Raw genomic sequence first — 5,026 nt, forward strand, 5'->3', positions numbered from 1 at the left:
CGCCCGGGTGGCTCTGGAGGGCGGCCTCGATCTCGCCGGGTTCGATCCGGTAGCCGCGGATCTTGACCTGCTGGTCAGCGCGGCCCAGGTAGCGCAGGGTGCCGTCGGCCTGCCGGCGGGCCCGGTCGCCGGTGCGGTACATCCGGGTGCCGGGGGTGCCGAACGGGTCGGCGAGGAAGCGGGTGGCGGTCAGGCCGGGCCGGTTGAGGTAGCCGCGGGCCAGGCCCTCGCCGGCCACGTACAGTTCGCCGACGGCGCCCGGGGGCACCGGGGCGAGGTCGCCGTCGAGCAGGTACACCCGCAGGTCGGCGATGCCGGTGCCGATCGGGCCGGGGCCGGGGCCCGCGTCGGCGGCGGTCGCGCGGTCCAGCTCGATGTGGGTGACGTGCACGGTGGTCTCGGTGATGCCGTACATGTTCACCAGGCGCGGCGCGTCCTCGGGGTGGCGCCGGTACCAGTCGGCGAGCCGGGTGACGTCCAGCGCCTCACCGCCGAAGACCACCGTGCGCAGCGCCAACCTGCCGGACAGCTCCGGGTGTTCGGCGTCGGCGCGGGCCAGCTGGTGGAACGCGGAGGGGGTCTGGTTGAGGACGGTGACCTCCTCCTCGGCGAGCAGCCGCAGGAAGTCCTCCGGGGAGCGGGCGGTGGACTCGGACACCACCACGAGCCGGCCGCCGTGCAGCAGCGGGCCCCACAGCTCCCAGACCGAGAAGTCGAAGGTGTAGGAGTGGAACAGCGTCCAGACGTCCTCGGCGCCGAAGCCGAACCGCTCCCGGGTCTGCTCGAACAGCCGCACCACGTTGGCGTGCGGCACCACCACGCCCTTGGGGCGGCCGGTCGAGCCCGAGGTGAAGATGGCGTAGGCGGGGCTGTCCGGCAGCGGGCGCCGGTCGGGGCCGAGCGGGCCGGCCGGGCGGCGGGCCAGGTCGGCGCGCACCCCGGGGTCGGCCAGGGCGAGGACGGGGACGCCCACGCCGGCCGGCTCCTCCTGGGTGACCAGGGCCACCGGGGCGGCGTCGCGCAGCAGTTCCTCGCGGCGTTCGGCGGGCAGGCCCGGGTCCAGTGGCAGGTAGGCCGCGCCGGTCTTGAGGACGGCGAGGACGGCCACCACCAGCTCGGCGGTGCGCGGCAGCGCGAGGGCGACGTACCGCTCGGGCCCGGCGCCGAACTCGGCCAGCCGGTGGGCGAGCCGGTCGGCCCGGGCGTCCAGCTCCGCGTAGTCGAGGCCCTCCTCGCCGCAGGTGACGGCCTCGGCGTACGGGGTGCGGGCGGCCTGCGCCTCGAACAGTTCGACCAGGGTGCGCTCGGGCCGGCCCTGGGCGGTGCCGTTCCCGTCGACCAGCAGCCGGCGCCGCTCCTCGGCGGTGGTCCAGGCCAGGGCGCGCAGCGGGCGGTCCGCTCCAGCGGCCAGCTCGGTGAGCAGCAGGCAGAGCCGCTCGGCGAGGGCGCGGACGGTGGCGGCGTCGAACAGCTCGGGGTCGTAGGCGAGGTCGAAGCCGAGCTGCCCGCCCTGGTAGGCGCGCAGCACGAGCGGGAAGCTGGTGGCGTCCCGGGAGGAGACCTCCACCAGGCGCACTCCGGTTCCGGCGGCGCGGGCGTCGTCGAAGGGGTAGTTCTCGAAGGCGACGATGCTGTCGAACAGCGCGCTGCCGGACGGGACGTCGCTGAACCCGGTGAGTTCGGCGAGCGAGACCGCCGAGTGGCGGCGGGCCTGCGCCTGGGCCTCCTGGAGCTCCCGCAGCCAGTCGGCGGCGGTGCGGGCGCCGTCCACCCGGACCCTGGTCGGCAGGGTGTTGATGAACATCCCGATCATCGACTCGACGCCGGGCAGTTCCTCCGGCCGCCCGGAGACGGTGGTGCCGAACAGGACGTCCGGCTCGCCGCTGTAGCGGGACAGCAGAAGCGCCCAGGCGCCCTGCACCACGGTGCCGAGGGTCAGCCCGGACCGCCGGGCGGTGCGGGCGAGTTGTTCGGAGACCCGCTCGGACAGGGCGGCGGTGTGGGTGCCGGCCGAGCGGGCGCGGTGGGCCTCGCGCCGGACCCGGTCGACGGGCAGCGGGGTGGCGGTGGCGAAGCCGTCCAGGACGGACCGCCAGTGGGCGCGGGCGGCCTCGGCGTCCTGCTCGGTCAGCCAGCGCACGTAGTCGGCGAAGGGCCGGCGCACCGCGGGGGTGGGCGCGCCGCCGGTGGTGAGCGCCGCGTACTCCTCGAACACGTCGCTGAGCACCTGGGCGAGGCTCCAGCCGTCCAGGATCAGGTGGTGGGAGGTCCACAGCAGTTGGAGCCGGGCCTCGGGCAGCCGGACCAGGGTGAGCCGGGTGAGCGGGGCGCTGGCGATGTCCAGGCCCCGGGCGAGGTCCTCGGCGCTCAGTTCGGCCAGCCGCTCGGCCCGCTCGGCCGGGTCGACGGCCCGCAGGTCGAGGTGGGTGACCGGCAGCCGGACGCCCCGGCGCACCACCTGGAGCGGGGCGGGGACGTCCTCCCAGACCACCGAGGTGCGCAGCGCCGGGGTGTGGTCGGCGACCCGCTGCCAGGCCAGGGCGAGGGCCTGCGGGTCGGCGACGCCGTCCAGCAGCAGGGCGGCCTGGTCCAGGTAGACGTCGTCCGGGCCGCCGACCAGGCGGTGGAAGAGCATGCCCTCCTGGAGCGGGGTGAGCGGCAGCAGGTCCGCGACCTCCCGGCCGTCGCCGACCAGGCGGTCCAGCGCGGCCTGGTCGAGGCCGGCCAGCGGGAAGTCGGAGGGGGTGCGGCCGCCGGCGCCGGGGCGGGCGCAGTGCGCGACGACGGCGCGCAGCGCGGCGGTCACGGCCTCGGCCAACTCCCGTACGGTGTCCTCCCGGTGGACCTGGTCGCTGTAGTGCCAGGTGAGTTCCAGCTCGCCGTCGGCGACGACCGCGGCGACGTCCAGCAGGTGGTCCACCGGCTCGTCCGGGGCGAGGTCCCGGCCGGGGGCCTCCCCGGCGGGGGCGAAGTCGCCGCCCTCGGGCGCGCTCCACTGACCGTGGTAGTTGAAGCTGACCTGGGGCAGCGGGACGTCCCGCAGGGCCTCGGCGCCGGGGGCGGGCGAGCCGAGCCGGGCGAGGGCCTCGTAACCGAGGCCGCGCCGGGGCACGGCGCGCAGCCGCTCCTTGACCTGCTTGAGGGTGGCGGCCCAGTCCGGGGCTTCGGCCGGGCCGACCGGGGTGAGGGTGACGGGGTACTGGGTGGTGAACCAGCCGACGGTCCGGGAGAGGTCGAAGCCGTCGAACAGTTCCTCGCGGCCGTGGCCCTCCAGGGCGACGGTGACCCTCCCCGTGCCGGTCCAGTCGGCGAGGGCCCGGCCCAGCGCGCTGAGCAGCACGTCGTTGACCTGGGTGCGGTAGACCTCGGGGACCTTGCGCAGCAGCGCCTCGGTGGTGGCCCGGTCCAGCCGGCCGCGCAGGGTGCGCACCGAGCCGGCGGTGGGCGTGCCGGGGAGGTCGACGGGCAGCGGCTCGACGGGGGCGCGGGTCTCGGCGGTCCAGTACGCCAGGTCCTCGTCCAGGGCCCCGGTCCGGACCGACTCGGCGAGCCGGTGGGCCCAGTCGGTGAACGCGGTGGGCTCGGGCTCCAGGGCGGGGGCCTCGCCCGCCGCGGCCTGCCGGTAGGCCTGCGCCAGGTCGGCGAGCAGCACGCGCCAGGAGACGCTGTCCACGGCGAGGTGGTGGGCGGTCAGGAACAGCTGGGGCCGGGTCTCGGCGCCCTCGGCGCTCTCGGTGCCCTCGGCGCCCTCGGTGCGGAACAGGACGGCGCGCAGCAGGGTGCCGACGGCCGGGTCCAGTTCGGCGCGGGCGGCCTCGGCGGCGCGCTCGCGGTCGCCGCCGGCGTCGAGTCGGTGCAGCAGCCGCCCCGCGTCGGCGACCGGTTCCTGGTGCCAGTCGGCCCCGGTGCGGGTGTAGCGGGTGCGCAGCGCCGGGTGGGCGGCCACCACCGCGCCCAGCGCGCTCTCCAGGGCCGGTTCGTCCAGCCCGTGCGGCAGGTCGAGCAGCAGCGACATGGTGAAGTGCCGCAGCGGGCCGTGGGCGGCGAAGAACCACTCCTGGACGGGGGTGAGCGGGGCGGGCCCGTCCTGGTGGCGCGGTTCGGGGGCGGCGGGCGCCTCGGCGGTGCGGGCCGCGGCGGCCAGGTCGGCGACGGTCTGGTGGCGGAAGACGTCCTGGGAGCCGATCCGCAGACCCGCCGCGCGGGCCCGGGAGACGGCCTGGATGCTCAGGATCGAGTCGCCGCCGAGCTCGAAGAAGTTGTCGGTGACACCGACCCGGGGCACTCCCAGCACCTCGGCCCAGATGGCCGCGAGGGCCTCCTCCTCGGGAGTCCGCGGGGCGACGAACTCCCCTGCCCGGACGTCGACTTCGGGGGCCGGCAGGGCGCGGCGGTCCAGCTTGCCGCTGGTGGTCAGCGGCAGCGCGTCGAGCACGGTGAAGGACGACGGCACCAGGTGGTCGGGCAGCACCCGGCGCAGCGCCGCGCGCAGGTCGGCGGCGGGGCGGGCGGCGCCCTCGGCGAAGGCCAGGTAGGCGGCCAGCCGGTGGTGCCCGTGGGCGTCGGGGACGGCGACGACGGCGGCCGCGGCGACCTCCGGCAGGTCGAGCAGGGCCGCCTCGATCTCGCCGGGTTCGATCCGGTGGCCGCGCACCTTGACCTGGTCGTCGGCGCGCCCGAGGTACTCCAGGCGCCCGTCGGCGGTCCAGCGGGCCAGGTCGCCGGTGCGGTACATCCGGGTGCCGGGCGGCCCGTACGGGTCCGCGGTGAAGCGGGCGGCGGTCAGGCCCGGGCGGCCGGCGTAGCCGCGGGCGACCTGCGCGCCGGCCAGGTGGAGTTCGCCGCTCACCCCGGGCGGCACCGGCTGGAGCCGGCCGTCCAGGACGTAGGCGCGGACGTTGGGCAGCGGGCGGCCGACCAGTGGCCGGTCCCCGCCGTCGATCCGGCAGGCGAGCGCGTCGACGGTGCACTCGGTGGGGCCGTAGTAGTTGTAGGCGGCCACCTCGGGGCGGGCCGCGAGCTCGCG

1 protein-coding gene is annotated in these 5,026 nt (G+C 76.9%); it reads right to left on the reverse strand.

Annotated features, from left to right (window positions below):
- Window positions 1–5,026 (reverse strand): amino acid adenylation domain-containing protein (locus ACFRMQ_RS37930; protein ID WP_380735428.1); only part of this gene is annotated, 5,026 nt, incomplete at both ends.

It is taken from the genome of Kitasatospora sp. NPDC056783, from assembly GCF_042789895.1.
In the GTDB taxonomy this organism is placed as follows: domain Bacteria; phylum Actinomycetota; class Actinomycetes; order Streptomycetales; family Streptomycetaceae; genus Kitasatospora.